Source organism: Gemmatimonadaceae bacterium, assembly GCA_036496605.1.
Lineage (GTDB): Bacteria > Gemmatimonadota > Gemmatimonadetes > Gemmatimonadales > Gemmatimonadaceae > AG2.
Genome location: DASXKV010000069.1, coordinates 1 through 26,262, shown reverse-complemented (window position 1 = coordinate 26,262; position 26,262 = coordinate 1). Strand labels below are relative to the sequence as shown.

Sequence of the window (26,262 nt, the reverse complement as noted above, 5' to 3'; positions counted from 1 at the left end):
ACTCTGAACGGCGGAGAATTCGAGCGGGACGCCGCGCTATTGCATCCGGACGCGTGTGCATTCACCCTGGACAGGCGTCCATTCGCCCTGGACACGTCTGCATGCGATCTGTGCGCGTGTGCATGCCATCTGGACGCGTGTCCATTCATGCGGCACAGCCGCGCATTCGTGCTGGACAGCCTCGCATCCCTGCTGCACAGCCTCGCATCCCTGCTGCACAGCCTCGCATCTCTGCTGAACAGCCTCGCATCTCTGCTGGACAGCGTCGGATTCGTGCTGGACAGCTTCCTATCCTTGCGGCGACGCAGTCACTTCAGTCGGGACCGAGACTCATCTCTTCCGGACGGCGGTTGATCCGTGCTGGACGATGGTCAGTTCCTGGTGGACGGCCGTTCATATCTCCGGCACGACGAATGATTCTCTCGGTACACCGATCAGTTCGAGTGGGACGAGCTGCATTCTCGTCGGGACACCGATCAATTCGACCGGCACTGCCATTGATTTCATCTGGACAGCCATCAATTCGCCCGGTACGAATGTTCGTTCCTTCGGGACGAAGTAGAGTCTCTTCTATACAGGATTCAATTCTCGTGGTACGCGATCACTTCGATCATGGCGCCGTCGTTAGACGAGTGGCGGATCTGATGATCGAGCGAAACGAACGTTCGAGGCGGTTGTACACGTCTCGGTTCCTGCGGTACAGAGTCGAGTTCGTGCGGAATCACTTCGGTTCCATCGGAACGTGCTGCGCTTCGACGGGAACTCGCGTCAGTTCCGACGATTCTTCTCGCCCCTACATATCTAAGCGGAAAAGAAGGCCTTTCGCGCAAGACGCAATTTCTTCCGGCCATCGACAGCGGCTCGCTTATGAGGGACGCATCACGAGCGAATGCGTCTTGCGCCGGCCGGCAGGTCACCGCGACGTGTCGAGAGGGACGCAGTCCTGACGGTGCTCGGCGAAGCAGTCCTGTATCGCCTGGTTCTTCTGCTTCGCTGTGAACAGCCATACGCCGAGAAACACGAGGAGGAGAACGAATGCGAGCGCAAGGAAGCTCGGCAGGATGCTCTCGTCCTGGTGGGATCGCTGTCGATCGCCAGCTGATGGCGCAGCAGGATTTTCAGGCTCTCGCATCATGTCCGGTTATCCGGAAGAGACCCGTACGGAGTGCAGACAGTATCGCAGTGTTCTTTTTCCTTTTGGCACGTAGTCGCTTTCGCGGAGAGTCACACCGAGCGCGCCCTGACTTCCTCGGACGTCAATCCATAGATGGGCGGCGTCGACACGCCGCGCATGCCAAGCATGAGATAGATCTGCCCGCGGTGATGCGCTTCGTGCTCGATCATCGCGCGGAGCCACTTCCCGACCGTGATCGGTGTATCCGCCGGTGTGCGGCACTTCTCCGCGAGCCGAGCATCGGTGAGCTCGGCGAAGAGTGCGCGGGACTCGTCGTGCAAGCGGTCGTAATACGCGATCGTCGCCTCGAAGCCGTCGGCGAGGTCGCGGCCGTGTCCCGGATACGCGCTCCGGCGTCCATGGACCGTCTCGGCGTACATGTAGCGCTCGATTGTCGCCAGATGCCTGGTGAGGTCGCCGAACGAGAACTTGCCAGGTGCCGGCGACCACTCGAGATCGTGCGGCGGAATCTGCAGGATCACGCGCCGCGTACGTTCGTGCACGCGGTCGATATACTCGAGAAATGGCGCGACGCGGGTGATCTCCATCTGTCTACAATACGGAGGTCGGCCAACGACGCTCGGTCGCGAGTGCCGTCGATGCGTGGGTTATCGCGTACACGTTCGATCAGCTAGCGATTGAGACCGAAAACGAACGGCATCTGCACCAGCTGTTTCACCTTCCGCCCTTGAATCTGTGCCGGGGCAAACCGCATGTGTGAGACTGCCGACCGCACCGACTCCGAGAAATCGTAGTGCGGCGAACGCAGCACCTTGAAGGTCCACATCTCCGGGTGGCCTGCCGAGTCGACGACGAATTGCACCAACACCTCGCCCTCGATATTGGCGTCGCGCAGCGCCTGCGGATACTTCGGACGCGGTTGATTGGGCAACATCTCGACCTGCTTCTCGACCTGGAACTCGAAGTACGAGCGCTCCGCCTCGAGGTCGATGAGATACTCGCGCTGCACGTCGCTGTCCTTCACGACGAGCGGCGCCGAGAGCAAGCTTGCGTTTGAGACACCGAACAGGAGACGATATGTGCCTACCGCCGGCGCCTCGACGTAGAAGATGCCACTCGTGTCACTCGTCGTTTGCGCGAGCACCTTCGAGACTGCGCCGGTGTCCGCCACCAACTGAATGCTGACACGGTTCAGCGGCTTCCGGCTCTGCTTGTCGAGCACTCGGCCGGCAATCGTTTGTGCGCCGGCTGATGAGAGTGCACTCGACACCGCGACGACTGCGACCAGGATCGATCTCATTTCGTCACCCGTACGTGATGCCCGGATAGATAAGATTCACCGCTGCCGTGAATACCGGGTTGAACACGAAGTCGAACAGCTTCCACGCGATCAACAAGCCGATCCAGCCGAGCATCGGCGTCGACCAGAGCAATTCCTGGTAGCGCTTCGTTGTTTCGCGATTCATCAACAACGTGATTACAGCACTCCCGTCGAGCGGGAAGAAAGGCAGCAAGTTGAACGCGAAGAGCAACAGATTGAGCGAGAAGACGACGCTCACCAGCCGGCTTACGGCCTCCCACGTCGCGCCGGCGTTCGACGACGCCACGAGACCGAAGTGGATGCGCTCGGGCGCGTAGAACACGCCCGCGCCGAATCCGACGCGCAGCGCGAGCGCGGCGAGGAGCACGAGAAGGAGATTCGCTCCTGGACCGGCGAGCGCCATCAACGCCGCGCGGTTCGGGTATTTGCGCGCCCAGTTGGGATCGTACGGCGCGCTTGCGTAGCCCATCGGCCAACCCGTCGCGAGGGCGCTCAACAGTGGAAGGACGACCATGCCGAACGGCTCGCGCTTGATGTGCGGACGCGGATCGAGGCTCACCTGACCGCCGTGATACGCCGTCCGGTCGCCGCCACGCAACGCCGCCCACGCATGCGCCGCCTCGTGCAGCGTGGTCGAGAAAAGGAAGACGACGAAATACGTAATGGCGTCGACGACGTGTTCCACGGAGACAGCACCGGCGGGATGAGGATCCACTAAGCTGACGACGGAGCAGCCAGTGGGCAAGCATTTGAGATACTGCGGAGCCTCAGTCGCATAGTAAAGGTAGGCTTTCTCTTGACATTCTAGAGGTCAGGCGACAGACTGCTTCCTATTGCATGACTAGAGGAACTGCCGTGGCCAGGCAAAGCAAGGTCGATCTGCTCCAGGGCACGCTCGACCTGATCGTCCTCAAGCTCCTTCGCGGCGGAGCCGCCAATGGCTGGCAGCTCACGCAGTCCATCCAGGCGATCTCGCGCGGCGTGCTCGACGTCAACTACGGGTCCCTCTACCCCGCCCTCCGTCGCCTCGAGGCGCGCGGTTGGGTCTCCGCAGATTGGGCCGCGTCGGAGAACAATCGCCGCGCGCGATTCTATCAACTTACCGCCGCCGGCCGCCGCCAGCTCGAGAGCGAACGCGCCGCGTGGGAGAAGTTCTCGCACGCGTTAGGCTTGATCCTCGCCTCGGACTGATGCTGGAGCGCCTTCGACTTCGGCTCCGCGCGCTCCTTCGGATGCGCGTAATGGAGGAGGAGCTCGACGAGGAGCTCCAGTATCACCTCGCCGCCGAGATGGAGCGGCTGGTCGCGAGCGGCATGAACGACGCCGAGGCAACCCTCCTCGCGCGGCGTGCCTTCGGCAACACGACCCAACTCAAGGAACAAGTTCGCGACAGCTGGGGACGCCGCTGGCTCGAGCGGCTTGATCAGGACATTCGTTATGCGCTCCGCACGTTTCGACGCGCGCCGGGATTCTCGGTCACCGTGATTCTCACCATCGCGCTCGCGTTAGGCCTGAACACTACGGCCTTCACGATCTTCGACGCGTATGTGTTGAGGCCTGTCGCGGTGAGAGATCCGAGCTCCCTCTTTCAGATGCACTGGGAGGACCGCGGCGGCAACGCTCACGTCTTCACCTGGCGCGATTACCAGGCGCTCCGCGCGGACGCGTCGGCTCTCGACGACGCCCTTGCCTTCCGGTTCCTCTTCACGCGCCTCGACAGCACGCCCGCGTACGGCCAGCTCGTCACCGGGAACTACTTTTCGATGCTCGGCGTCGGCGCGGCGTTAGGCCGGCCGCTGCTCGCATCCGACGCGGTCGCATTTGGCGGTAGCGCCGTCGTCATGCTGAGCCACGCTGTTTGGCAAAGCCGCTTCGGTGGAGACTCGTCGATCATCGGCAAGACGATTCGCGTTCGCGGTCATGCCCTGCAGGTCGTCGGCGTCGCACCGGCGGGCTTCGGCGGGCTCGGTGACACGCCACTCGACTTCTGGGCGCCAATCACGATGAACGACGTGCTGTTCGACGGTGACACGCTCGCCGACAGCCGAGCAGAGGTGCTGTCCGTCGTTGGCCGGGTGAAGCCAGGCGTCGCGACCGGACAGGCGGAAGCATGGCTGGCGAGCTGGATGCGCGCGCACCGCCCAGACGCGCGCGAACGCGATGCGCCGGTTGCGGCGGAGTTTCTCTCACGAGCAACGGGCATCCCGCTCTCTCCGGAGTTCGCGATGTTCTTCGCGCCGATCGCGGCAGCGTTCGTTCTCGTTCTCCTCATCGCCTGCGCGAACGTCGCGAACATGATGCTGGCCCGCGGCATGGCACGACAGCGCGAGCTCGGCATTCGGTTGTCGTTGGGTGCTGCGCGTTCCCGATTGATTGCGCAGCTCCTCACCGAGGCGGTGCTGCTCGCGCTGCCCGCTGCGGCGGCGGGATTCGCCATCTCGCGCCTCACGATCGACGGCGGGGTCCGGCTGATGTTCCGGACGATGTCGGCGGAGATCGTCCCGTACATGCGCGTCGTGCCGCTGACGCCGGATGCGCGCGTCTTTTTCTTCATGCTCGCCGCTGCGCTCGCCGCCGCCGTCTTCTTCGGCCTCGCGCCGGCGCTGCAATCGACGCGACCGAACGTCTTGCAGGCGACGCGCGGCGACTTCGACACCGATTTCCGCCCGTCGCGTCTGCGCAATGCGCTCGTCGTCGCCCAGATCACCGTCTGTGTGCTCCTCCTGATCTGCGCCGGACTGCTGCTCCGGAACGTGGCACGCCTGCAGCGGCTCGACATCGGGATCCGCACGGCTGGTATCGTTAGGCTCGACGTCGAGGATCGGCCGGGTGCGCGGCCACGGCTGCTCGATCTTCTGCGCACACGCCCGGATGTGCGCCTGCTCGCGGCCGCGACCGATCCACCGTTCGGCCGGCGATTTCCGGCCGTCGTGGCTGGCGCCCCGGGCGCCTTCACCGCGCCCACCTTCTACGATTTCGTCACACCGTCGTACTTCGACCTGCTCGCCGTTCCGATCCTCCGCGGTCGCGGATTTACGAGCGACGAGGCGCGCAGCGGCAGCCCCGTCGTCATCGTGAGCGAGGGTACCGCGCGCGCTTTCTGGCCAGGCCGCGATCCGATCGGGCAAACATTGCGTCTTGCTCTCGATACCGCGGCGCGCGGCCCGCTCGTCACACGACGCGACGCGCTGGTCATCGGCGTGGTGCCTAACGTCGCACTCGGCACGATCATCGATCCGTTCGACTCGCCGATCGCGTATTTCCCGAGCAACGCGCGCGAGAGCGGCATGGCGCTGCTCCTTCGCGTGTCCGGTCGGACCGAGCGGACGATGCGGCGGATCGACGCCGAGGTTTCGCAGCTCGCGCCCGATGCGATCGAAGACATTCACACGCTCGACGCCTTCATGGCAAGCGGCGTCTATCCCTTCCGCGCCGCGTACTGGATTGCGGGCGCGCTCGGCGCGATCGCACTCCTCCTCACGCTGACAGGCGTCTACGGCGTGTTGTCCTACGTCGTCGCGCAGCGCCGCAAGGAGCTCGGCATTCGCGTGGCATTAGGCGCCAGTCCGTCGACCGTCGTAGGACTCGTCATGGGCCAATCGATTCGCCTCGCCGCGACGGGGCTCACGCTCGGGACGGTGTTGGCGCTCGGCGTCGCGCAGCTTTTCGCGGCGAACATCGTCAGGCTCGAGACCTTCGAGCCCGTCGCCTTCCTCGGCGCTGTCGGGCTGGTGTTCTTATCGACGATCTTCGCCGCGTACGTGCCGTCGCGTCGAGCCGGGACAGTTGATCCCCTGGAGGCGCTGCGAACGGAATAGCCGCTTCGCTCAGGCTAGCAGCAGATCGCGCAGCTCCATGACCTGCGCCGCGTGGCGCGCTTCGTGGCCGCCGACGAACGCGATCCACTGATACAGATTGATCGGGCCGAGCACGGGATGCGGATGCACGACGTCGCCCAGCGCGAGACCATCGGCGCTGCGGACGGAGTTACACAGGGCGTCGCGCGCGCGCTCGTGCGCCGCCCACGCGGCCTCGGCGTCGAGCTTCCCCGATGGCAACGCCGCCGCTGACGCGCTAATGCGACGCGTGCGATCGAGCAGCCGGTCCATGTCGATCGTCCCAATCACCGGCGACGCATCGCGCTCCTGACCCAATCCCGCCGCACGCGCCTCGGTGAGCTTTGCGGTGAAGACACGTTCGATGCGCGTCTCGACGATCGAGAGATGCTCGAGCACCTCCGCGACCGACCATCGTTCCGGAGTTGGCTTCACCTCGCGCTTGTTGCGAGGTACGTCCTCGACGGCGCGACGGAGCCGCTGGTGTTGGGAGTCGAGGTGAAGCAGGAGCTCGTGCGTGCGCGGATGCATGTTGGACGAGCCAAGGGTTAGAAGAGCGATCGCCTTCGTACACCTGCCCATTCTGCCAGGTCCCCCCCTGAACAGGCGATGCAATTTCCTCATGACGGCGATGATCCTACGCAATAGAACTTCACAGGAGTCAGCAATGCCTTCAGGCTCACCCGGGACCCGCACATCCAGCTCGGCACTGCGTGCCCTGTCCGACGATCTCGCCGCCGCGGTCGAGCGCGCCGGACGAAGCGTCGTCGCGATCCACGCGCGGCCGCGCATTCCCGCGAGCGGGATCTATTGGCGCGACGGCGTCGTCGTCGCGACGAGTCACACGATTCGCAAGGAACAGGACATCTCGATCACCCTCCCCGACGGCTCGCGAGCGCAAGCGCAGCTCGTCGGCCGCGACGGCGGAACAGACCTCGCCGTATTGCGCTTCGACACCACTCCCGCGACGAGCGCGGTTGCCGCCGCCGGTCTGTCACCTAACCACTCACTCCGTGTCGGCAGTTTCGTGCTCGCCGTCGGCCGGCCCGGCGACGAGGGCGTCACGACCAGCCTCGGCGTCATCAGTGCCGTCGGCGACAAGTGGCGGACGTGGAGCGGCGGCGAGATCGATCGCTTCGTCAGGCTCGACCTCGCGATCTACGACGGCTTCTCCGGCGGCGCGCTCGTCGACGCCGACGGCAGCATCCTCGGCGTCAACTGTTCGGCGCTCGCGCGCGGCACGCCACTCACGATTCCGCACACCACGGTCTCGCGCGTCGTCGACGCGTTGTTGACGCGCGGCCACGTCGCACGCGCCTATCTCGGCGTGGCGATGCAACCGGCGCGCCTAACGCGATCGCTCGCCGAGCGACTCGGCGTCAGCGATGCGCCGCACGGAGTGCTCGTGGTGATGGTCGAGAGCGATAGCCCCGCCGATCGTGCCGGTCTCCTCGTGGGTGACGTCATCCTCTCCGCCGCTGGACGGCCGGTTGCGGAGCCACAAGACATTGCCGAGCAACTGGGCGGTGAGCACGTTGGATCGGAGCTCGCGCTGAGCATCGTGCGCGGCGGTGAGCGACATACCGTGAAGGTGACGGTGGGCGAACGCCAGGCGTCGAGCGACGTCAGGCGAAGGGGACGCGGGTCATGAGCGCCGCTGCCGTCGCCGCCATCACGGCGGCCGGACACCGCGATATCGCCGGCGAGCTCGAGTCGCTGGCGGCGCGACTACGTCACAGCACGGTTCGCATCCATTCGGGTCGCGGGCGCTTCGACGGCGTCGGTGCCGGCGTGGTCTGGCGCCTAACGGGCGACCGCGTCGCGGTCGTCACCAACGCACACGTCGTTCCGCCGGGCCGTGGCGACGACGTCACCATCGAAGGCGCGGCCGGACGCGTTGCCGGCGCAACGGTCATCGCACGTGATCGCGAGCTGGATCTTGCGCTCGTCGCGCTCGACGCACTGCCTGACGACTGGCCGTCGCCGGCGACGGTCGGCGATGCGCGCGGCCTGCGCGTCGGTGAGCTCGTCGTCGCCCTGGGTCATCCCTTCGGCGTCGCCGGCGCGCTCAGCGTCGGCGTCGTGCACGCGGTGCCTAACGGTAAAGACGCCTGGCTTCGTGCCGACATCCGGCTCGCGCCGGGCAATTCCGGTGGGCCGCTCGCGACGCTGGATGGCGCCGTCGTCGGCATCAACTGCATGATCGCGCGCGGGCTCGGGATCGCCGTTCCCGCTCACGTCGCCGAGCGGTTCGCGCGCGAGGCGTTGGACGCCACGCCGTGACGCGGGTTCTCGTCGGTGCCGACTCCGCGGTAACGCGGGCCGGGCTCGAGGCCATCCTCGCGCGCGATCCCGCGTTCACCGTCGTTGGCGGCAGCGGCGCGCTTGACGCGCTCGGCGACGCCGTCGCCGAGCACGAGCCCGACGTCGTCCTCGTCGAGTTGCCGGGCGCCGATGACGATGCCCTGGCGGTCATGCACGCGATTGGCCTCGACGCGGACGACGTGGCACGACCGTCGCCGGCGCTCGTCGTGCTCTCCGACGAGCGAGATCTCGCGCACGTGTGGGAGCTGTTACGAAGCGGTGTGCGAGCAGTTTTGCCGCGCGACGCCGGCGCGAACGAGATCGTCGCCGCCGTGACAGCGGCGGCGGCTGGGTTGGTCGTCGTGGCGCACGAATGGAGCGGCGCGCTCCGCGCTGCGCCGAACGTCGACCGAGGCTCGCCGAACGGCGCCGAAGCGCTGACGCCGCGCGAGATCGAGGTGCTGCGCTTGATTGCGGAAGGCCTCGGCAACAAGCAGATCGCGGCGCGACTCGCGATCTCCGAGCACACGGTGAAGTTTCACGTCGGATCAGTGTTTGCTAAAATCCGCGCTTCGACTCGCGCCGAGGCCGTCATGATCGGCGCGCGACGCGGATTGATCGTGCTGTAAACGCTCTTGCTGTGCTCGCTCGCACGGACCTTGTACAACCGCACGCACCTGCGCGCCATTCGACTTTGGTGCTACACCTTGGCATACGCGCTGCGGCTGCGCTAAGCTGAACACACGAGCCGCGGACACTTCCGTTCGCGCGCACGACGTCGCTTGCCGACAGGTGAGGGTACCCGCATGGCGGACAAGAACAGCACCGATCAGGATCAGGGCATGGGCGGTATGGGTGGCGGACAGGGTGGAGGTAAGGGTGGTGGAGGCGGAGGCTCTGGCGGCGGAGGAATGGGCGGGGGTGGTGGTGGTGGATCTGGTGGTGGACGTCCCGGTGGAGGCGGCGGCATGGGCGGTGGTGGTCAGGGCGGTGGCGGTCAGGGAGGCGGAGGTAATCGGCCCGGTGGCGGCGGCGGAGGCATGCCCGGCGGTGGCGGTGGCCAGGGTGGCGGCGGTGGCGGCGGCGGCAAACCGGGTGGCGGCGGTGGCGGCGGCAAACCGGGTGGCGGCGGAATGGGCGGCGGCGGTGGCGGTGGAGGCGGAAAACCCGGCGGCGGCGGTTCCGGTGGCGGCGGAGGCGGAAAGCCCGGCGGGGGCGGACATTAGAGAATACGAAAAAGGCGCGACTGATTGACGGCAATCAGTCGCGCCTCTCGCAAGTGCGCCCTTACCGGATCGGCCTCACGTATCGCCGTCCGGTGAACTCGAATCCCAGCCGTTCGTAGAACGCGTGCGCGTCGGAGCGGCGAACGTGGGTCGTGACCATGAGGCGCGCCGCGCCTAACGATTTTGCGATCGCCTCGGCGCGATCGATGAGCTGGCGACCGATGCCCAGGCCGCGAGCACTCTCCATGACGACGAGCGCCATGATCAGCGCAAGATCGCGGTCATAGGTGAGCGTCGGGAAGACGTGGAGCGCGAGGAGGCCCAGGGCCTCGTTGCCGCTCTCGGCGATGAGTATCCTCTGATCGTCTCGCGCGAGCATGCGTCGCACCCGGGGCTCGAGCTCCGCCGCGCTTGCTGGGTAGCCGAGCTCGCCCAGGAGCGGCGCGAGCACGGTGACGTCGGCAAGCGTCGCCCCGCGGACGACAACGCGCGTCACTGCGCGACGTGTCCCGCCCCGCGGACCCGACGGCGCTCACGCTCGATCACTTCCTTGTCGATCCAGAGCTGAGTGAAGTTCACGGCGACGCCGTCGCCCGCGGCGCGGACGACCACTCCTTCGACCGGGACCTCGGGCCCATCGGGAAAGCGCACGGTGCCACGTACCTCACTCCCGACCGCCGGCAGCACCTGCTGCTCCGCGACGTAGCGTATCCCGCGTTCGGCGCAGTCCACGATCTCGAACGCATCGCCGGCGCTCAGGAAGACCGGACGATCGCCGGTGCCCGGCGCGTACTCGACGCGCTCGAAGCCACGTCGCTCCGCGTATGACATGGCTTAGACCGTAGCCATGAATGGTGCAGTGCGCCAGAGCGGGCCAGAGTCGAGTGACGCGGGCGCCAAAACCTACGGCCGTGGCGCGAGGTCCCCGATATCGAGCGCCGTATCCAGAAGCGTCTTCGCATCGAGCATCTTCACCAGATCGAGCATCAACCCGCGCGCATCGGGCGTGACGCGACGTGCGGCGACCATGTGCTGGACGAACCACTGGCCGCGGCGCGTACTCAGATCGTCGTACCGCACCTCGCCGCCGCTCGCAGATGCGTGAATGATGCGATCGTGCCCCGCGTAAATGGCGACGTGGCTGATCGGCTCGCCCCGTTCGGCGAACATCACGAGGTCGCCTGCCGAAAGGGACTTCCAGTTGCGCCGAAGCGCGACGCCGACCTTTGCCTGTTGACGCGACGTCCGCGGGAGACGCACGGCGTTGCGTGCGAACACGTACTGAACGAATCCGGAGCAGTCGAAGCCGGTCACGGGCGACGTTCCGCCGTAGCGATATGGCGTTCCCAGATAGCGTTCCGCGGTGGGGATGACCCGTGCAACCGAAGCGGGAGGCGCAACCGCGCCTCCCGCTTCGCTCACACCGCCGAGGATGATGCGAACCGCATCGTCCGATTGGTTTCGCCGAGGTCGAGGCGGCGAGGGTGCCACGTTAGGCGACGCCCGATATCGCGAGCCACCGAACGCCGTCCCGAGCCTCAGCGACAGGCCGACCCTGAACTCCGTATATGTCGGCCGAGTGCTCGGCGTCACGTTGAAGAATCCCGATGGGCGCGCCCGGATCTCGCCCATCGCCTCGAGCGTGCTGCCGATTGGCAGCAGGAGCCCGCCGCCATAGCTCCAGCCACCTTCGAGATTAGTAGAGTTGTAACTGCTGGCGTTGTAGAATGACGCCGTCTGGTTGCGGACGCCGAGTCCCGCTCCGGCGAACACATACGGCGCGATGCCACCGCCACGGCTGCCGCGCGACGCAAAGTCGAAGATGAACATGAGATCGGCGTCGCCGCCCCACCGCGGCAGGTCCGTCGACGTCGTACTCGACGAGTACGGCTGGTCGAGCGCACTGAAGCCGCTCACGCGAAGCCCGATCGGACCGACGAGCACTCCTGTCTGAAGGCCGGCCGACGCGGGGTGCCCGCCGTGAATCGACGCGTAGTCGAGGAATGGGCCGAGATTCCACTCGGCCTGCGCTCGAGCACGCGCCGGTGTCGTGAGGATCAACAGCGTTGCGATCGCGGCGGCGACAGCAAGAGCCACTGCGTTCGGAATACGGGGCGATACACGTCCTGCGACAACACCAGAGCGCATGGGTGCCTCCACCTGGGATGACTCCGATGGAAAGCACACCTGCTGCCGAGATTCGACGTCGATGTCAACTGCTGTACGAATCAGCAGTTATGCGAGATATGCGGACAACATAGCCGGCCTGGTTGTCCCGCAGTCGTGACAGAAGCGTGTCGAATAGCGGGGACGAATCCGATTCTAGTGCCGTCCGTCTAGCGCTCTTACCGATCAGCAGAACTTCTCGAATGCCCCCACCAGATCCTCCGCGATGTCCTGCGCGGGCCGTCCCTCGATTTGCCAGCGCTCGAGCATGTACACGAGCTGGCCGTCCTTGAGCAAACCGATCGACGGCGACGATGGTGGATAGCCGGTGAAGTACTCGCGCGCACGTTGCGTCGCGTCGACGTCCTGTCCCGCGAATACCGTCGTGAGCTTCTCCGGCTTGGCCTCGTTCTTCAGCGCGAGCGTCACCGCCGGCCGCGCATTACGCGCCGCGCACCCGCAAATCGAGTTCACGACGACGAGCGTCGTGCCCGGTGCGTCCTTGAGCGCGCCGTCGACCTGATCGGGCGTGCGCAGCTCCTGAAACCCAATTCGGGTCAACTCCTGCCGCATGGGAGAGACCATGCGTTCGTCGTAAATCGCTTGATGCTGAGGAAGACGCATAACGGCACTAAAACCTCGTTAGGGAAAGTGATACGAAGGGACTAGTGGCTAGGGGCTGGAGGATTCGGACGCTAGCCCCTACTTCCCTAGCTCCTAGCTCCTCATCAGATCTTCCAGCTCGTCCCTCACCAACGCCAGGATAGCCGCCTGCGGAACGACGAGATATCGATCGCCCTCGAACGTGATCTCGACCGCCGCCTTGCGGAAAAACAGGGCGTAGTCGCCCTTGCGTGCTTGCATCGGCACGAAACGCGTCTCGCGCGACGTCACGCGCCAAGGCTCGTCGACGTTCGAATCCGGGCTCGGCATTGGCAGCCCTGGACCGGTGGCGACGATCGTACCGCCCTGGACTGCCTGGTTGTCGACCGCCGTCGGCGGCAGATAGAGACCGACATTCGTGCGCTCCTCGCCCTCTTCGAGTCGAACGAGGACACGGTCGCCGACGACCAGGAGTTCTTTGTTGTTATGGCGCATGGGGAGAAGATACAAGCGGGGACTAGGGTCTAGGGGCCAGGGTCTAGGTCATAGGGGCTAGGGGGCAACAACCCTCGGCCCTCCGCCCTCGGCCCTAAACTCCAGCCCCTTGAGCCGTATGAAGGCGCGTGAAGCGGAAGGCAGGGTAGCTAATTACAAGCAGTCCCACGGCCCAGAGCGAATTCTCGTGATCCGCGGCGACGGCGCTCACGAGGAAGGCGATCGAGCCGATGAGGACGACGCCCGTGGTCCACGGATGGCCGATGGCACGGTACGGCCGCGGCGCATTCGGCTCGCGCCGGCGAAGCACGAACACGGCGAGGAACGACAGCGCGTAGTCGGCAACGAAGAAGAACGCCGCGATCGCGATCGCTCGGTTGAATCCACCGGTCGCGATGAAGAGCACGCTCACGATCGCGCTCGCGATCAGCGCGACGGTCGGTGTCCCGCCCTCGTTGACCTGAGTCGCCGCGCGCGGACCGAGCCCGTCGCGCGCGACGCCGAACAGCACGCGCGACGCCATGAGCAAACACGCATTGACCGCGCTTGGCAGCGCGAGGATCACGACCAGTCGAACGATCGTGTCGCCGCGTGGACCGAAGATCGTCTGCGCGACGCGCGCCGCGGCGAGCGTCGAGCCGGCCATCGCGCTCACCGGAAGCACGTACAGGAACGCGAGGTTGACCAGCATGTAAATCGCGCCGACGACGAGCAACGAACCGAACATTGAGCGCGGAATCTGGCGTCCCGGGTCGCGTAATTCTTCCGAAAAATAGAGTGGACCACTCCAACCATCGTAGGTATAGATCACCGCCTGCGCGCTGAGCACGAATCCAACGAACGTCGACGTCGTCGCGGCGGTCGTCGCGTTAGGCGCGCGCACCGCGGCCGCCGGCCCGCCGAAAATGAAACAAGCCCCGATGAAGACGAACAACGCGAGCGTCTTGAAGAGGCTTGTCAGCTCCTGAGAGCGTCCGCCGATCCTGGTGCTGCGCAACAACAGCGCGGTGAACACGACGACCGTCGCCAACGCGAGCGGTACGGCGCGCGCCGCCATTCCCGGAATGACCGCCGCCAACGACTCACCGATCACGATCGAGATCGCCGCCGTGCTGGCGCAGGTGGAGATCCAATCGTTCCACCCGACGACGAAGCCCGCGTAATCGCCAAAGGCGTGGCGCGCGTACACGTACTGCGCTCCCGATCGCGGCAGCATCGTCCCGAGCTCGGCGAGCGCATTCGCGCCGAGGAGCGCGTAGCACGCGCCGACGATCCAGACGCCGAGGAAGAGCCAGGGAGTGTGCAGCATCGACGCGACGTCGCCGGGCGTCCGCAGAATGCCCGCGCCAATCGTGTTGCCGATGGCGACCGCGAGCCCGAACGTGACGCCGAGGATGCTGAGAAGACGGGACATCCGTGGCGGTTGGTGAAAGGTGGTTAATAGTTGGTGGTTGATGGCGGTATTGGCGGGCAAAAGAATAGCCCGCGAGCCCTGCTCGCGGGACTCCGAAATCACCAGCTACCGACCACCAACAACCAACCACTACCAACCTTTCACACCCGAGCCTCTCTCTCCTCCTCGACTGCGCCGGCCATGACTCGGCGCACGACTTGGACGATGCCGGCGAGCAGCAGTGCCCAGAGCAGCAGCAGCGAACCACGCGTCGCCAGCGTGCCGATGGCCATCGCGGGCCAGTCGTGCCACTCGGCGCGCGCGGAGCCGAGGGGTTCCCTGCCCACCCAGATCAGGAGGAGACTCGTCGCCATCTCCCCCGCGCATTCAATGAGCGCAAACAAGGGAGCCCGCCACGCCCACCTCTGAATGGGAAAGTTCGCGAGGTGGGCGGTCATCATGAACAGCAGAAAGAGCACGCCGAACGCGAGGGATCCGCCGAAAAAGAGCCATCCGTTCGCCCGGTGGGTGAGCACGTACGAGCGATAGACGTGCAGCAGCACCCCGGTCACGAGCGCCATTTCGACGAGCGACAGCGAGAGCCGGCGGAAGGCGCGCGGCTCCTCGATGTGCCACTCGATTGTCTGGCGCGGGAAGAAAGACACGGCCGGAAGGAAAAGGCGGCGAGCTACTTGTTAGGTCCCAACACTAGATCTAGGTGCAAGATAGCCAGTTGTCGACTGCCTCTGTTCAAACGATTGGCTCCAACGATGGCAACTTGTCCGGGTTCAGGTAAGAAATTCGTGCAGCAGTGAATGGAAATGGTGAACGCCATTTTCGCGGGCCGCTGAGTAACGGCCCCGGTCGTAGACCCGAGACCTCAGATTGCGCTGCACCACCTCGCAGATCTCGATGTCTTCCGCCTGAATCTCGTCGGAGAACTCGAGGAGCCGCGACCACTTGGCGTCGGCGACAGGGTTCTCCGGGACGTCGGTCGCGAACCACTCGAAGATCACCTTGGTGTGGTCGTGCGAGACGGGCACGACGACGTTCGTCTGCATCTGCCCCATGTAGACGTTCAACATGATGTTGGGAAAGAGCCAGAGGTAGACCGCCTCCGGCACATCGGTCTCGTTAGGGTCGTAGCGCCGGTTGCCGGCGCCGCCGTGCACGGGCCGCAGCGGCGCGTGCTGGATCGAGAAGTAGCGGTGCGGTTCGACCTTGTACTGGTCGTAATCGAGCTCCTTGTGAAGTCCCGGATGCACGACCGGTAAGTGATATCCCTCGAGATAGTTGTCGACGTAGACCTTCCAGTTGCACGCGAGGTCCCACTCCTTGCGGAGCACATAGCGCATCTCCGCGCACCGAAAGGCGGCAACGCGACTCGGGATGTCCTCGAGGACGTCGGCCAACGGCGGCGCCTTGCCGTCGAGATTCGCGAATACCAGCGGCCCCCAGGTCGCGACCTGCACCGGCAGCAGGTGCATGTCGTTAGGCGTGAAGTACTCGACGCCTTCCATCTCGGGCGCACGAAGCAGGGTGCCGTCGAGAGTGTACGTCCAGCCGTGATACTTGCACTGCAGCGTCTGACGCTTGCCGCAGCCATAGGCGACCGGTCCGGCGCGATGCAGGCAGATGTTGTAGAAACCCCGCAGGGTCTCCCTATCTCGCAGAACGACGATGGCGTCGTTCCCGATTTCGGCCGTGAAATACTGCCCGCTCTCCGCCACCTGATCCACGCGTCCGACGAGCTGCCACGTGTGCGCGAAGACGCGCTCGCGCTCGAGCTCGAGATATACAGGGTCGTTGTAGAGACGAGCCGGAATCGTCGAAGCCCGAGCAATGTTCGGCTCGAAAGGAAAGATCAGGGGCATTTGAGGTCGGTACTGAGACTGATCAGGCGCGTAACCGTGATCGCGACGTCGAGACGTTTAGTTCGATGGCAAGTGGTCGTGCAAATATTTGGTGAGGAGAGAGTAGAGGTGCATTGTCGTCCCCTGTCGCTCGCAGATGCAGTGGGTCCGATTCGGATAGACCATCAACTGAAACGGCTTGTTCGCGCTCACGAGCGCGTTCACGAGGGACTCGCTGTTCTGATAGTGCACGTTGTCGTCGCCCGAGCCGTGCACGAGCAGGAGATCACCGCGCAGGGCACTCGCGAACGTCACCGGCGATGCCTGACGGTAGTCCTCCGCGTTCGCCTGCGGCAGTCCCATATAACGCTCGGTATAGATCGTGTCGTAGTAGTGCAGGTCCGTCACCGGCGCGACCGACATTCCCATGCGATACACGTCCGGCGATCGAAAGAGCAGGTTCAACGTCATCGAACCGCCGCCGCTCCATCCCCACACGCCAATGCGCGACGCATCGATGTACGGTCGGCGCTCGAGCTCGCGCACGGCGGCCGTCTGGTCTGCCGTCGCGAGGATTCCAATCTTGCGATAGATCGACTTGCGCCACGCGCGTCCGCGTGGCGGCGGCGTCCCGCGATTGTCGACGCTCGCGACGATGTAGCCGTCCTGCGCGAGCATCAGATGCCAGAGATACTGCGCGCCGCCCCAGGCGTCCTGCACGGTCTGGCCGGCCGGCTCGCCATAGACGTAGAAGAGCACGGGATACTTCTTCGTCGAATCGAATCCCGGCGGCTTGATCATCCAGCCGTCCAGATCATAGGCGTCGGCGCCGCCCGCGCCGCGAACGCGGAAGAACTCCATCGGCCCATGCGTCAGCGCTGCGACGCGCGCACGCAATTCCGCGTTATCGACGAGCGTCCGCACGACTTCGTGGCTCGGCAGCCTAACGAGCTCCGCCACCGGCGGGGTCGAGAAGGACGACCAACTGTGGATCGCCCACTTCCCGCCCGGCGCGATGTCGTACGAGTGCGTGCCCGGTTCATTCGCGGGGGTCACGCGCGCCGGCGCGGCGCGTCCGTCGAGGGACGCGCGATAGAGATAGAGTTGCGTCGGGTTGTCCGGTGACGCCGTGAAGTAGACGGTTCCCGATCGATCGTCCGTGCCGAGCACGATCGGATCGCCGAAGAGGTACGCGGGATTGACGATGTCGAAGTTGCCGGGCGTTACGTCGCGGATCGACTTGCCGTCGCGCGAGACGACGTAGAGGTGTCGCCAGCCACTTCGCTCACTCACCCAAGTGAAGCTCTTCGCGCCCTCGATCCAGCCCAGGTCGTTCACGACGTCGACCCAGGTACTGTCGCGCTCGACGACGATCGGCTTCACCGCGCCGGTGCGCGCGTCCCCGTCGTAGAGGGTGAGTGTATTCTGAAGCCGGTTCAGGTGCTGGAGCACGATGTCCGAGGACTGACCGGCCCAGTCCATCCGCGCGATGTAGTTGTTCCGCGAATCACCGGTAATCGCGAGCCACTTCGTCGGACCGCCCACGGCGCTGACGATTCCGACACGCGCCGCGGAATTCGTCGTTCCCGCCTTCGGGTACTGCACGGGGACCACGTACGAATAGAGCGAGTCGGTATCGTCGATGAGATCGTAGTCGCGCACGCCGTCGACGTCGAGCTGCCAGTAGGCGATGTGGGTTCCGTCGGGACTCCACCGGAATCCGTCGCGGAGCGAGAACTCTTCCTCGTACACCCAATCGAAGGTGCCGTTGATGCGCGTCGGCGAGCCATCCTTCGTCAGGCGAGTGATCGTCGGCTTCGCGGCGTTGAGCTGCTCGACGTAGAGGTCGTGTTCGCGGACGTAACCGACGCGATTCCCGTCCGGTGAGAACTTCGCGAACATGAGCGTCGATGGCTTGGCGTCACCGCCGAGCTTGCGCAGCCGCCACGTGCCGAGATCGAGGACCCAGAAGTCGCCGCGGGTGTTCTCGCGCCAGACGCGTTGAGAGTTTGTGAACACGAGGAGCTTCTTGCCGTCCGGCGACCAGGAATAATCCTCGATGTCGATCGCGTCCGATGCGCCGGCGGGAATGAGTCGCCCCGCTGGGACAAGGACCGTTCGCGTGCCGCTCGCCGCGTCATAGCGCACGATGTCCGTTCCGCCGCCCACCGCGAGCTCGAGCGTGGTGTACGCGTCCCCGGACGCCAGCCAGCGCGCGGGTCCGAATCGCTGGCCAAAGAAATCGCGCGAGGCGAAGATGCGTTGCAGCGTTAGGCGACTCGCGTCGCCGGCCTGCGCCAAGAGATGGCCGCTCGCGACGATCGTTACGACCAGAGCAGTCTTCAATCGCATGTGGAGGAGTTCGTTTGGGTCATCTGTCATCCTTCGCTTCGCTCAGGATGACAATGCTATACAGCCGACGCGAGGAAACCACGACGGGGAGATCGACACCAGTGCTCCAGCGCACTGCCGGCGAGCAAACGCGACGCCTAAACTTCGCGCTCATCCATGCTCGCGGAAGGCCTGACCGTCGTCGATGCTGAACGTTCATGGGCTGGCCAAGCGGTACGGGCACTTCTGGGCGCTGCGCGGCGCGAGCTTCTCCGTGCGCGCCGGCGAAGTGCTCGGCCTCGTCGGCCCGAATGGATCCGGAAAAACGACGCTGCTCGAATGTCTTGCGGGACTGCTGTCGCTCGATGGCGGTCACGTCCGTCCCGATGATCCGCTCGTTCCGCATCGCCGGCGCGACCTGCTCTTCTACATGCCCGACGGCATCGTCCCATGGCCGGAACAGACCGTGGGCTGGGTGCTGCGATTCTCGGCCGGGTTGCAGGGCTGTTCGCGGAACGAGGTCGCGGAGATGGCGCGGCTGCTCGATCTGGCGTCACTGGAGCGGCAGCGTGTCGGAACCCTCTCCAAAGGGCAGCGTAAGCGAATGCTCATCGCGCTCGCTCTTCTCACTCCGCAGCCGCTCGTGCTGCTCGACGAGCCATTCGATGGTCTCGATCTGCGACAGACGCGTGAAGCCGTTCCTCTGCTCCGTCACTTCACCGCAACCGGACGGTCGCTACTGCTCTCGATCCACCAGCTAGGCGACGCCGCGCGCGTCTGCGATCGGCTGGTGCTCCTGAGTGACGGACGCGTCGCCGGCGAGGGAACGCTCGACGAGCTGCGCGACCGCGCCGGCCTCCCGGACGCCGACGTCGAAGAGGTTTTTCTTGCGCTCACCTAACGCCGCGAAATGGCGGCGGCTGTTCGGCAAGGAGCGCCGCGAGCTGGCAAGCTCGCGCGCATGGATCGTCTTGCTCCTCGTCCTCGGCCCACTCGTCGGGCACGCCTTCATTACCGCCGTGGACAGCTACGCGGAGGCGAGCGGCTCGGGCGGCGGACCGGCGGCGCTCGCTCAAGGCTTGAGTCCTCTCGACGGGATCATCGTGCCGACCTTTGGCGCATACGCGATTGCCGTGACGTTGCTCTTTCCCTTCGTCGCGATCCGGCTCGTCTCGTCCGAGAAACAGAACGGCTCGCTGAAGCTGCTGCTCCAGTCGCCCGCGTCGTTAGGCACGATGCTCGTTGTGAAGTTGATGCTGCTCGTCGTGGCCTGGGTCGTGGCGTGGGTACCGGGCATCGCCGCTCTCGTGCTCTGGCACTTCTACGGCGGGCACCTCGCCGCGCCCGAGCTCGCGGGTGTGTTGCTCGGCCACGTGCTTCGCGCGACGCTCATTTGCTCGCTGGCAATTGCGGCGGCCTCGTTCACCGACAATGCCGCCACCGCCGCCGTGGTCACGCTGGCCGTCACGCTCGGAACTTGGGCGTTGGATTTCATCGCACAGGTCCGCGGCGGCCTCGCGCTAATGCTCGATGCGTACACGCCGGAATCCGCGCTCCGCACGTTCGAGACGGGCGAGATTCGCGTCGCGATCGTCCTCGTCACGGTGACTCTCTCGATTGCGTGTCTCCTACTCGGGATCATCTGGCTGCATCCCGGCCGGCGACTACGAACGCGCGTCGCGACGAGCGCCATGGTGGTCGTAGCGGCGTCGTTGCTCGTCTGGCTCGCTGCTCAGCCGCGCACGAGCTGGGACGTGAGCGAAGACCACCGCAACTCCTTCTCGCCGGCCGACGAGCGCGCGCTGTCGTCGATTCCCGCTCCGCTCCATGTCACCGTCTACCTCGCGCCCGAGGATCCGCGGCTGGCGGATCTGGAGCGAGGCGTTCTTCGGAAGCTGGGTCGCACCCTTCCTCGTGTCGACGTCGATTACGCCGCCACGGGGAGGGGGAGCAGTGGACTCTTCGCGCGTCCGGGGGAGCACTATGGGGAAGTGTGGTACGCGATCAATGGACGCCAGGCGATGACACGATCGACGACGGAACAGATCGTCCTCGAGACGGTATACGGCGTCGCGGGCATAACGCCGCCAACGAATGACCCGGAGGCTGCGTACTCGGGATATCCTCTGGTTGCGCGGCCCGTCGCGGCGGCGATCATTTTCTACCTGATCTGGCCGTGCCTCGTGGTCGGCATCTGGCTACTCACACGACGGACACCGCAGCTTCCTGCACCGAAAAAGGCAGGACGCGGATGATCGCGTCCTCTTTTCAACTACCGGGCCACTCTCGATGATTCCTCGCCTTGTTATTGGTTTGCTCATGGCACCCCTTGCCGCCGTATTCGCGCAGCAACCAGTACGTGTCGACCTTTCCCGTGAGAAGGTGAACGCCGAGCCAACGAAGTTCCTGCCGATGGTCGGGAGCTGGCTCGTCACTCGAGAAGGCGATCAGAAGGTGATCCTTGTCGACGGACGCGCCTGGAAGAGGGGCCAGCCCGCTGGCGGTCTCGCCGACAATGCGCGGGCCATCTATGGTGCCCGGCATGAGGAGTTCATGGACAACGTGAAGGCGTTCGCCTATTTCCCGATCGCCGTCGCAAAGGACGTCGACAACTTCGAGAATGGTGAGATCTCGGTGCGATTCCAGATGATCGGCGGCACGCTCGACCGCTGCTCCGGGATCATGTTCGATCTCAAGCCTAACGGCGATTACCTCGCCGTACGCTTCAACGGCACCGAAGACAACCTCGTTTTGTGGACGTTCGACAATGGGAAGCGGAGCTTCGTGAAGCGCGGCACGGAAAACGTGCCCCTCGAGCTCGGCACGTGGCACGAGATCAAGATCGCGGTGCATGGCACTCGGCTCGAGGGATTCCTCGACGGTAAGCATCTACTCGACTACACGCTCAAGGCACCGGTGTCAGGCAAGGTCGGACTCTGGTCGAAGACAGATAGCATGTCCGAGTTCGCCGACTTTACCGTCACTCCGGCCACGAAATGATCCCTCGTCAGGCAGTGATCGGTTCGCTCGTCGTCGTGTTCTTGTCGAGCGCGGCCGGCGCACAACGTTGTGCCGCACCGGACACGACCGCGGAATGGTTTACTCGGCAGCGCGCCTGGCTCTCCGACGCCAAGCGCGATTGGTCGGATGACGCCTTTCGCAACGCGCTTCTCGCGAGCGCCGGCGTCGACGCCTCGCGGCCCTTGGCCGTGGAGCTCGGCGTTCAGAACGAAGGCAGCCCAAGAACAGTCGCCGACACCCTGATCGTGGCGCGACTCCGCTCGCTCGCCGCAACACGCGGCTCGAAGTGGCCGGTGCGCGACGTGGTCGGAGCTGCGGGGGTGCGCTCCGTCTGGGTCATCGCGCAGGGCGACACGGCACTTCAGCGCACGGTGCTGCATCGCATGATGGAGTCGGGTCCGGACGAAGCGCTCGCGGCAGACGTCGCGGTGCTCGAAGATCGCGTCCGAATGCAGTCGGGTCGCAAACAGCTCTACGGCTCACAACTCCGCGACGTCGGTGGTCATCTTGTGCCGGCGCCGATCGAAGACTCCGCGCACGTCGACATGCGCCGCGACGCAGCGGGCCTGCCGCCGTTGCGTCTGGCGATGTGCACGATGCGCTGACGTTCGCGCGTCGCGCCCCGCATGGATGACCGCTTTCGGCACCTGACGCCAGAGCTGCTCGCTTCCCTCTCGGCCGACGAGGTGAGCGACGCGATCGTGCAGCACGTCCATCATCGCGTCGCGGGGGCCTGGGGACGCGAGGCACCCATCATCCGCTCGCTTCCGGCAGGCGTTCGCGCGATCTACACGACCTGGCTCGTCGACGCCGAGGTCAACGCCGGGGGATTCCATCAGTATTTCTTCAACTCGTCCGGTCAGTATGCCGGTGACGCCCTCGCTGGCTACGAGCTGCTCGCCATCGAGGAGTATGCCGCGATCATGAGATCGGCGATTGCTACGTTCGAGATCGATCGCGATCAACTCGGCTCCTTCGAGGCCGATGATCCCGAGACCCTCGCGGAGTCACCCGCCCACGAGGCACTGCGCGAGATCGACCAGCGCTACTACGCGTTAGGCGACCGGATCTATCACGCGTGGGCAGTTCTGGCCGTTGAGCGGCCGGACGTGTTCGAGGCCTGAGCGATTGGAGCTATCGATCACCTCGATGCTCGCCGGAAGCGCTAACGATGAATCGGCTCGAGCGTCAGCAGATGCCGGGTCTCCGCCACCACGCGTGCGCGCGAGTAGACGAGCGGGAAGTACTCGCCGCGTCCCCATAACGGCAGCAGATCCGCGTAGTGCGGACTTTCCGGCTGCGCCGACTGTCCGGGGACGTTGATCGCCACCGAATTGTCGAAGTTCCCCAGGTCGATGATCTCGCGGTACGAGGCGCCGGCCGTCTGCCGGAAGTTGGCGCCGCCCGTCGCCATCACGGTGTTGGCGTCGCCACTGCGCGCCAGCGGCGGGAGATCGAATGCCGGTACGATGGGGTGCCTGAGCTCGACGACATGGAGCGCTCCCCACCGCGCCGTTGCCTCGTTAGGCCCCAGCCGCTGCTCGAGCGTGGCCGCGGCGGAATCGAGCGCGGCAATGGCGAGCGCGTCGCCGCGGCCACCCGCGCGAAGCATGCTGTCCACGACTGACCATGCGACCCGATTGCGCAGCGCGGCGACGACGTCGCGCGGATAGAGGGCGCTGGCGACGAGCCGCGCGAGCTCCGTCGACCACGCCTCGAAGACCAGGGGCGCGTGCGCGTCCCTGGACATGTGGAAGTCCCAGTCTTTCAGCGCACTCACCTCCGGCCGGCCGCCGGCGCCGCCGCGCGTCGCCGACGCGATCATCGACGGCACGAGCTGGCGCGCGAGCAGCGAGAGGTCGTCATGCTGCAGCCGCTCGAAGTCCTCGATCGTGAAGTGGGCGCTGTCGCGCAGCACTTCGTGCAGTCGCTCGCCACGATACGACGGATGAGGAAACTCGTAACTGATGGGCGTGTCGTAACCCGCCGGCATGTAGCCAAGGGTGTTGTCGTTCGCCGTCGCGATATACCCGCTCGATGGATTGTAGCGCTGCGGAAGCTGCGTCACCGGCACGAAGCCGCTCCACTCGTAGCGGCCGTCGCCCGGAACCGGCAACAGGCCCGACCAGCTGCGCTTCGGCATCAAGCCAGCGGCGATCCAACCGATGTTCCCGTCGACGTCGGCGTAGATCATGTTCTCGTCAGGCATCTTCCAGCGTGCCATCGCTTGCTGGAAGCTCGTCCAATCGGTCGCGCGATCGAGGGCGAGCGATGCGAGATACGCCGCGGTGCCGGGCTCCTGCCCCACCATCCGCACGACGATTGCGCGGCTACGCTCCTTGTCGACGCTCAGCACCGGCCCGTGCTTGCTGTACGACAGCGTCACGACCCGCGGCGCCTCGCCCCGTACTCGGATAGTGTCGATGACGAGATGCATCCCCGTCGTCGAACTCGTCTCTTCGACATAGATGTCCTGCTGATCCATGCCAACGATCGTGAGACCGAACGCGATGCGCTCGTTATGCCCGATGGCGACGCCAGGGCTGGCGGGTTCTCCCGAACCGATGACGTTCCAGCCAGGCGCGACGAGATGTGTGATGTATCGTACGCCGGGATTCGTGATCGCCCGGTGTGGATCGTTCGCGAGGATCGGCTTCCCGCTCGCCGTTTTCTTTCCGCTCACCACCCAGTTGTTCGAGCCTTCGATGCGGCTGAAGGCGACATCCGTGTAAACCTGCCCCATTCCGCCGAGTACGCTCTGATCCAGTCCGGTGAGGTCCAGTTCGGGCGCGGGATCGAGATCGTGATGCGGATACGTATCGAGCAGCTCGTTCGCGCGCTTCACGCCGACCAGCGCGACCAGTCGCGCGTGCAGCAGCTCACTCGTGCCGTTAGCGACGCCGCTCAGCGACGTGACGCGCGTCAGCGGAACTTCCGGGGACCAACGTTCTGGAAGGAAGCCCAGTAAGGAGAACTCGATCGGAAGCTTCGCGGGATGGGCGCGGACTTCGTCGATGTAGGCGTTCACGCCACTGACGAAGGACGTAACGAGCGGGCGCGTATCCGGACCGTAGCTGCTCCATTCGGCGGTCATGTCGCCGCGATACTTGAAGAGCCGCGCGAGTCGGTCGCGCGTCACGTATGAGGGACCGAGCACCTCGGCGAGACGTCCCTCACCCGCGCGTCGCCAGATCTCCATCTGGAAGAGCCGATCCTGCGCCGCGACGTAGCCCTGCGCGAAGAAGAGGTCGTGCGCCGTGCGCGCGTAGATGTGCGGCACGCCCCAGCGATCTCGCCGCACCTCGACGCTGTCGTCGAGGCCCGTTAGGCGCACGCGGCCATCCAGCGTCGCGAGTCGGGCGCGCGCGGAGTCGCGCAACGCGCTCGTCGAGAGGTGTACGTAGACGCTGCTCGGCGGCAGCGTCGTCAGGCGGTCGGGTTGCGCCCGGGCTGAGTCACGGGCAAAGGCAGTGACGGCCAGGGCCGCGATCGTGACGAGAGGGAATCTCACGCCACGAATCTATCGCACTCGATCCCCGATGCGTTTCCAGCGAATGTCGGTGAGGGCCGGAAGCGGACGATCGCTCGTGTCCGGATTGCAGACCTGCGAATCACCTTCGCTCTGCCCCGGGCGATACGAGTAGTACACGATCAGCGGCTTCCCTCTCACGTTGTCGGTCGGCACGAGACCCCAGTACCGACTGTCCTTCGAGCAGTACCGATTGTCGCCCATCATGAAGTAGTGTGCGGCCGGTATCAGCAGCGGACCCCAGTTGTCGTGCGTGGGCACCTCGGGCGCGGAACCGAAGCGTGTCTTCTTCAGCTCGTACTTGTGCTGCCACGCGAACAATTCGTCGGAGGCGTTTGCGGCAGAGGGATCGACGTAATTCTTCGACGCGGCAAAACCCTGTGGCTGGGGCAATCCGTTGCGATAGAGCAGTCCGCCACGCATGTAGAGCGTGTCACCCGGCATACCGACGAGCCGCTTGACGAGCGTCGGCGTCGGATCGTTGCCGCGTGCGTCTTCGTCCGGCTGATAAGGAGACACGAACACGACGACGTCGCTGCGCTTCGGATGCGCGTACCCGGGCAGATGTGAATTCGTGAATGGGATCGTCGGCCCGTAGACGAGCTTGTTGACGAAGAGCCAATCGCCGACGAGCAGCGTCGGGATCATCGAGCCCGACGGAATGCGATACGCCTCGACGAACAGCGTGCGGATGACGAGATAGATCGCGACGGCGCCGGCGATGGATTTGAACGTCTCCCATGCCGCACGTCGACTCGCGCCGGGAGCGGGCCGCGGCGCTTTGTTACCACGCGCCTGAGCGACGACGTTCTTCTTCTGCTGCCGGTTCTTAGTGGAGGGCGACGACAACGCAGTGCTTGGTGATTGGTGGCAGGTGCTAGGTGCTAGGTGCTAACGAAATCTATTCATCGTACGCAGTCGGCGTTGCCGATGTTCATGTGCCCAATCACGCGAGAGGAGCGGGAGCGCGCGCAGCGCGCGCGCGACTCCAGATAAGCTTCGAGCGAGCGTCAGCGAGCGGTGAATGCAGAGGGGCGCGCAGCGAAACC

Annotated in this window: 28 protein-coding genes; 12 read left to right on the top strand and 16 right to left on the bottom strand. The window is 65.1% G+C overall.

What is annotated here, in order from left to right; translation table 11 throughout:
- Nucleotides 1-354 (top strand): hypothetical protein (locus tag VGH98_26320; protein HEY2379525.1); only part of this gene is annotated, 354 nt, incomplete at its 5' end.
- A gap of 559 nt (nt 355-913) precedes the next feature.
- Here VGH98_26320 and VGH98_26315 read toward each other — a convergent pair.
- The 4 genes from VGH98_26315 to VGH98_26300 all read right to left on the bottom strand — a co-directional run bounded on the left by VGH98_26315 (nt 914) and on the right by VGH98_26300 (nt 3,141).
- A complete protein-coding gene (locus VGH98_26315) occupies nt 914-1,135 on the bottom strand; it encodes a hypothetical protein (protein HEY2379524.1) in 222 nt (73 codons plus the stop codon).
- 89 nt (nt 1,136-1,224) lie between these two features.
- A complete protein-coding gene (locus tag VGH98_26310) occupies nt 1,225-1,722 on the bottom strand; it encodes a DinB family protein (GenBank protein HEY2379523.1) in 498 nt (165 codons plus the stop codon).
- An 83-nt stretch (nt 1,723-1,805) separates the two neighbouring features.
- On the bottom strand, nt 1,806-2,435 hold the full coding sequence (locus VGH98_26305; protein HEY2379522.1) for a TonB family protein: 630 nt from the start codon (nt 2,433-2,435) through the stop codon (nt 1,806-1,808).
- 4 nt (nt 2,436-2,439) lie between these two features.
- The gene (locus VGH98_26300) at nt 2,440-3,141 is read right to left on the bottom strand and encodes a site-2 protease family protein (GenBank protein ID HEY2379521.1); all 702 of its coding nucleotides are present in this window, start codon (nt 3,139-3,141) and stop codon (nt 2,440-2,442) included.
- 170 nt (nt 3,142-3,311) lie between these two features.
- On the opposite strand from VGH98_26300, the gene VGH98_26295 reads away from it, so the two are divergent.
- A complete protein-coding gene (locus tag VGH98_26295; GenBank protein HEY2379520.1) occupies nt 3,312-3,647 on the top strand; it encodes a PadR family transcriptional regulator in 336 nt (111 codons plus the stop codon).
- On the top strand, nt 3,647-6,274 hold the full coding sequence (locus tag VGH98_26290; protein HEY2379519.1) for an ADOP family duplicated permease: 2,628 nt from the start codon (nt 3,647-3,649) through the stop codon (nt 6,272-6,274). The genes VGH98_26295 and VGH98_26290 overlap by 1 nt, the downstream gene beginning before the upstream one ends.
- Nucleotides 6,275-6,283: 9 nt before the next feature.
- Here VGH98_26290 and VGH98_26285 read toward each other — a convergent pair whose 3' ends face one another.
- Nucleotides 6,284-6,823: a DinB family protein gene (locus tag VGH98_26285; GenBank protein ID HEY2379518.1), complete on the bottom strand. Its 540-nt coding sequence runs from the start codon at nt 6,821-6,823 to the stop codon at nt 6,284-6,286.
- Between the two features lie 136 nt (nt 6,824-6,959).
- On the opposite strand from VGH98_26285, the gene VGH98_26280 reads away from it, so the two are divergent.
- From VGH98_26280 to VGH98_26265, 4 genes are all read left to right on the top strand, one after another.
- The gene (locus VGH98_26280; GenBank protein ID HEY2379517.1) at nt 6,960-7,943 is read left to right on the top strand and encodes a trypsin-like peptidase domain-containing protein; all 984 of its coding nucleotides are present in this window, start codon (nt 6,960-6,962) and stop codon (nt 7,941-7,943) included.
- A complete protein-coding gene (locus VGH98_26275) occupies nt 7,940-8,575 on the top strand; it encodes a trypsin-like peptidase domain-containing protein (protein HEY2379516.1) in 636 nt (211 codons plus the stop codon). Before VGH98_26280 ends, VGH98_26275 begins: the two co-directional genes overlap by 4 nt.
- Nucleotides 8,572-9,225 carry a response regulator transcription factor gene (locus tag VGH98_26270; GenBank protein HEY2379515.1) on the top strand — a complete coding sequence of 218 codons (654 nt, stop codon included), beginning with the start codon at nt 8,572-8,574 and terminating at the stop codon, nt 9,223-9,225. Before VGH98_26275 ends, VGH98_26270 begins: the two co-directional genes overlap by 4 nt.
- Before the next feature lie 177 nt (nt 9,226-9,402).
- Nucleotides 9,403-9,822, top strand: a complete 420-nt coding sequence (locus tag VGH98_26265) for a hypothetical protein (protein ID HEY2379514.1) — start codon at nt 9,403-9,405, stop codon at nt 9,820-9,822.
- A 61-nt stretch (nt 9,823-9,883) separates the two neighbouring features.
- On the opposite strand, the gene VGH98_26260 is transcribed toward VGH98_26265, so the two are convergent.
- The 9 genes from VGH98_26260 to VGH98_26220 all read right to left on the bottom strand — a co-directional run bounded on the left by VGH98_26260 (nt 9,884) and on the right by VGH98_26220 (nt 18,684).
- Nucleotides 9,884-10,318: a GNAT family N-acetyltransferase gene (locus VGH98_26260; GenBank protein ID HEY2379513.1), complete on the bottom strand. Its 435-nt coding sequence runs from the start codon at nt 10,316-10,318 to the stop codon at nt 9,884-9,886.
- The gene (locus VGH98_26255) at nt 10,315-10,653 is read right to left on the bottom strand and encodes a PilZ domain-containing protein (protein ID HEY2379512.1); all 339 of its coding nucleotides are present in this window, start codon (nt 10,651-10,653) and stop codon (nt 10,315-10,317) included. The genes VGH98_26260 and VGH98_26255 overlap by 4 nt, the downstream gene beginning before the upstream one ends.
- 72 nt (nt 10,654-10,725) lie before the next feature.
- Nucleotides 10,726-11,970, bottom strand: coding sequence for a C40 family peptidase (locus VGH98_26250; GenBank protein HEY2379511.1), 1,245 nt, complete (start codon nt 11,968-11,970; stop codon nt 10,726-10,728).
- 204 nt (nt 11,971-12,174) lie between these two features.
- On the bottom strand, nt 12,175-12,612 hold the full coding sequence (locus VGH98_26245; GenBank protein ID HEY2379510.1) for a BrxA/BrxB family bacilliredoxin: 438 nt from the start codon (nt 12,610-12,612) through the stop codon (nt 12,175-12,177).
- A 93-nt stretch (nt 12,613-12,705) separates the two neighbouring features.
- Nucleotides 12,706-13,086, bottom strand: a complete 381-nt coding sequence (locus tag VGH98_26240; protein ID HEY2379509.1) for a co-chaperone GroES family protein — start codon at nt 13,084-13,086, stop codon at nt 12,706-12,708.
- Between the two features lie 94 nt (nt 13,087-13,180).
- Nucleotides 13,181-14,500: an APC family permease gene (locus VGH98_26235; protein HEY2379508.1), complete on the bottom strand. Its 1,320-nt coding sequence runs from the start codon at nt 14,498-14,500 to the stop codon at nt 13,181-13,183.
- Nucleotides 14,501-14,640: 140 nt separating this feature from the next.
- A complete protein-coding gene (locus tag VGH98_26230; GenBank protein HEY2379507.1) occupies nt 14,641-15,144 on the bottom strand; it encodes a hypothetical protein in 504 nt (167 codons plus the stop codon).
- A 123-nt stretch (nt 15,145-15,267) separates the two neighbouring features.
- Complete coding sequence (locus VGH98_26225) at nt 15,268-16,353, bottom strand: SRPBCC family protein (protein HEY2379506.1); 1,086 nt, start codon at nt 16,351-16,353, stop codon at nt 15,268-15,270.
- Between the two features lie 57 nt (nt 16,354-16,410).
- Nucleotides 16,411-18,684, bottom strand: coding sequence for a S9 family peptidase (locus tag VGH98_26220; protein ID HEY2379505.1), 2,274 nt, complete (start codon nt 18,682-18,684; stop codon nt 16,411-16,413).
- 184 nt (nt 18,685-18,868) lie between these two features.
- Between VGH98_26220 and VGH98_26215 the strand changes: the two genes are divergently transcribed.
- From VGH98_26215 to VGH98_26195, 5 genes are read left to right on the top strand one after another with little or no spacing between them, the layout of a single operon-like run.
- Nucleotides 18,869-19,564 (top strand): ABC transporter ATP-binding protein, encoded by a 696-nt coding sequence (locus VGH98_26215; GenBank protein ID HEY2379504.1) that lies wholly within the window; start codon nt 18,869-18,871, stop codon nt 19,562-19,564.
- Nucleotides 19,551-20,918, top strand: coding sequence for an ABC transporter permease subunit (locus tag VGH98_26210; protein ID HEY2379503.1), 1,368 nt, complete (start codon nt 19,551-19,553; stop codon nt 20,916-20,918). Before VGH98_26215 ends, VGH98_26210 begins: the two co-directional genes overlap by 14 nt.
- A 34-nt stretch (nt 20,919-20,952) precedes the next feature.
- Nucleotides 20,953-21,663, top strand: coding sequence for a hypothetical protein (locus VGH98_26205; protein ID HEY2379502.1), 711 nt, complete (start codon nt 20,953-20,955; stop codon nt 21,661-21,663).
- Entirely contained in the window at nt 21,660-22,289 is a 630-nt protein-coding gene (locus VGH98_26200; GenBank protein HEY2379501.1) for a DUF6624 domain-containing protein, read from the top strand. Before VGH98_26205 ends, VGH98_26200 begins: the two co-directional genes overlap by 4 nt.
- 21 nt (nt 22,290-22,310) lie before the next feature.
- On the top strand, nt 22,311-22,808 hold the full coding sequence (locus tag VGH98_26195) for a DUF4375 domain-containing protein (GenBank protein ID HEY2379500.1): 498 nt from the start codon (nt 22,311-22,313) through the stop codon (nt 22,806-22,808).
- 41 nt (nt 22,809-22,849) lie between these two features.
- Here VGH98_26195 and VGH98_26190 read toward each other — a convergent pair whose 3' ends face one another.
- Together VGH98_26190 and lepB are read right to left on the bottom strand one after the other, a co-directional pair.
- Nucleotides 22,850-25,195: a penicillin acylase family protein gene (locus VGH98_26190; GenBank protein HEY2379499.1), complete on the bottom strand. Its 2,346-nt coding sequence runs from the start codon at nt 25,193-25,195 to the stop codon at nt 22,850-22,852.
- A 9-nt stretch (nt 25,196-25,204) separates the two neighbouring features.
- Nucleotides 25,205-26,062: a signal peptidase I gene (gene lepB, locus VGH98_26185; protein ID HEY2379498.1), complete on the bottom strand. Its 858-nt coding sequence runs from the start codon at nt 26,060-26,062 to the stop codon at nt 25,205-25,207.
- Nucleotides 26,063-26,262 lie beyond the last annotated feature (200 nt).

What these genes read in the sequence shown, in the direction of transcription:
- VGH98_26305 (HEY2379522.1), bottom strand. Translation starts at nt 2,435, where the DNA reads ATGAGATCGATCCTGGTCGCAGTCGTCGCGGTGTCGAGTGCACTCTCA.
- VGH98_26265 (HEY2379514.1), top strand. Translation starts at nt 9,403, where the DNA reads ATGGCGGACAAGAACAGCACCGATCAGGATCAGGGCATGGGCGGTATG.
- VGH98_26280 (HEY2379517.1), top strand. Translation starts at nt 6,960, where the DNA reads ATGCCTTCAGGCTCACCCGGGACCCGCACATCCAGCTCGGCACTGCGT.
- VGH98_26255 (HEY2379512.1), bottom strand. Translation starts at nt 10,653, where the DNA reads ATGTCATACGCGGAGCGACGTGGCTTCGAGCGCGTCGAGTACGCGCCG.
- VGH98_26235 (HEY2379508.1), bottom strand. Translation starts at nt 14,500, where the DNA reads ATGTCCCGTCTTCTCAGCATCCTCGGCGTCACGTTCGGGCTCGCGGTC.
- VGH98_26315 (HEY2379524.1), bottom strand. Translation starts at nt 1,135, where the DNA reads ATGATGCGAGAGCCTGAAAATCCTGCTGCGCCATCAGCTGGCGATCGA.
- VGH98_26290 (HEY2379519.1), top strand. Translation starts at nt 3,647, where the DNA reads ATGCTGGAGCGCCTTCGACTTCGGCTCCGCGCGCTCCTTCGGATGCGC.
- VGH98_26310 (HEY2379523.1), bottom strand. Translation starts at nt 1,722, where the DNA reads ATGGAGATCACCCGCGTCGCGCCATTTCTCGAGTATATCGACCGCGTG.
- VGH98_26275 (HEY2379516.1), top strand. Translation starts at nt 7,940, where the DNA reads ATGAGCGCCGCTGCCGTCGCCGCCATCACGGCGGCCGGACACCGCGAT.
- VGH98_26220 (HEY2379505.1), bottom strand. Translation starts at nt 18,684, where the DNA reads ATGCGATTGAAGACTGCTCTGGTCGTAACGATCGTCGCGAGCGGCCAT.
- VGH98_26200 (HEY2379501.1), top strand. Translation starts at nt 21,660, where the DNA reads ATGATCCCTCGTCAGGCAGTGATCGGTTCGCTCGTCGTCGTGTTCTTG.
- VGH98_26225 (HEY2379506.1), bottom strand. Translation starts at nt 16,353, where the DNA reads ATGCCCCTGATCTTTCCTTTCGAGCCGAACATTGCTCGGGCTTCGACG.
- VGH98_26250 (HEY2379511.1), bottom strand. Translation starts at nt 11,970, where the DNA reads ATGCGCTCTGGTGTTGTCGCAGGACGTGTATCGCCCCGTATTCCGAAC.
- VGH98_26205 (HEY2379502.1), top strand. Translation starts at nt 20,953, where the DNA reads ATGATTCCTCGCCTTGTTATTGGTTTGCTCATGGCACCCCTTGCCGCC.
- VGH98_26240 (HEY2379509.1), bottom strand. Translation starts at nt 13,086, where the DNA reads ATGCGCCATAACAACAAAGAACTCCTGGTCGTCGGCGACCGTGTCCTC.
- VGH98_26195 (HEY2379500.1), top strand. Translation starts at nt 22,311, where the DNA reads ATGGATGACCGCTTTCGGCACCTGACGCCAGAGCTGCTCGCTTCCCTC.
- VGH98_26245 (HEY2379510.1), bottom strand. Translation starts at nt 12,612, where the DNA reads ATGCGTCTTCCTCAGCATCAAGCGATTTACGACGAACGCATGGTCTCT.
- VGH98_26215 (HEY2379504.1), top strand. Translation starts at nt 18,869, where the DNA reads ATGCTGAACGTTCATGGGCTGGCCAAGCGGTACGGGCACTTCTGGGCG.
- VGH98_26285 (HEY2379518.1), bottom strand. Translation starts at nt 6,823, where the DNA reads ATGCATCCGCGCACGCACGAGCTCCTGCTTCACCTCGACTCCCAACAC.